Source organism: Curtobacterium uvaldense (genome assembly GCF_028307415.1).
Taxonomy (GTDB): Bacteria; Actinomycetota; Actinomycetes; order Actinomycetales; family Microbacteriaceae; genus Curtobacterium.
Map to the genome: position 1 here is coordinate 1 of NZ_JAQMHU010000065.1, position 1412 is coordinate 1412.

General features: G+C 69.7%; 1 protein-coding gene. It reads left to right on the forward strand.

Annotated elements, in window-relative coordinates:
• The first annotated feature begins 211 nt into the window (after nucleotides 1-211).
• Nucleotides 212-1078 (forward strand): GNAT family N-acetyltransferase, encoded by an 867-nt coding sequence (locus PIJ49_RS16905; RefSeq protein ID WP_209686106.1) that lies wholly within the window; start codon nucleotides 212-214, stop codon nucleotides 1076-1078.
• Nucleotides 1079-1412 lie beyond the last annotated feature (334 nt).

A 1412-nucleotide genomic window follows, 5' to 3' on the forward strand; every position in this document is an offset into this window, starting at 1 on the left:
TACTGCAAGGGGGACCTTGTGGGAGAGTAGGACGCCGCCGGACTCAACTTCAGCAACACCAGGAAACCCCTGACCGTTACCGGTCAGGGGTTTCCTGCGTTTCCGGGCCGACCCGCACACCGCCACCGCCCTCGACTGCTCGGGCCGTGCGGGCGAGCGCAGCGGCGATCGCACGCTGGCGCGATTGCACGCGATCGGTCACCATCAGAACGTGGCACGACACGTCGGTGATCTGTTCCGGGACGAGCCTGACCAGTGGGGCTGGCGCGGTGACCCGTGGCTGTGGCGAGCTCTCGGAGAGCGGTTCGCGCACGTCACGCTCCCGAGCACGCGAGGTGAGCTCGACGGCATGCTGCGGTGGGGCTTTGCGGCGGAGGTCGGTCGTGCGATGTCGGGAGACGCCGGCGCAGGGGTGTTCGTCGAGCGCTTCGCACACGGCGGGATGTCCTCCGGGCACGTGTCGCCCTCGTGGTGGTCGGCGACCGGCGTGCCCCTCCTCCTGGGGCGGGCCGGTCTCCCGGGTCTCCGGTACGTCGTGCGGAGCACGGTCGAGCAGGACTGGCGGTCGGTGCGAGCGCTCCGGCTCGAGAACGCGGCGGAGAACCCGGTGTCGTACGGCGCCGACCTCCGGACCACCCTCGCGATGACCGAGGACGACTGGCGGCTGCGGGCGCGGCGCGGTACCGGGCGGGACACCACTGCTGTCGTGGCAGTCGCGGAGGACGGGGCGTGGCTGGGGATCATGGCCGCTCAGCTGCCGGCTGACGAGGAGCCTGCCGCGCTGCTCACGGGGGTGTTCGTCCGTCCTCGAGCGCGGGGCCGGGCGAACGGCGTGGCGGACGCGCTCCTCGCGGAGGTCCTCAGCTGGGCAGCCCTCCGTGCCCCGTCGATCCGACTCTGGGTGGACTGCGCTCCGGACGGTGCGCCGGCGCGGGGCTTCTACGCTCGCCACGGCTTCCGCAGGACGGGACGCCGGCGCGCGGCCGACGGGTTGCCGAACGCCGTCATCGAAGAGATGGCGACTGCACTCGAGCTCCCGACCGTCCACGGAAGCAGCGGAGAACCGGGCGAGGAGTGAGTCGGTCGCAACGCTGCAACGCGTCCGCTCATCGCCCGACACGCCCGGGATGTGGCCCCACTTGGCAGCGCGTTCACCTCCGCGTAAGGTTGTACCTCGTTGCCGCTGAGGCGGAGAACGGAACGGCCGAGACGGTCACCAGGGCGAGTACCTGGAGATGCAGTCCGGACGGGGTCCCGCTCGGCAACCAACCACCATTCTGACGAGCTGCAAGGTTCGGTGGATGGTGTCGAGAATCCAGCCCCTCTGATGAGGTACCACTGTGGTGGTGCTGAGTGGGGGGTGCGTCTGGTCCTTGAGAACTCAACAGCGTGCACATTGTCAATGCCAATTA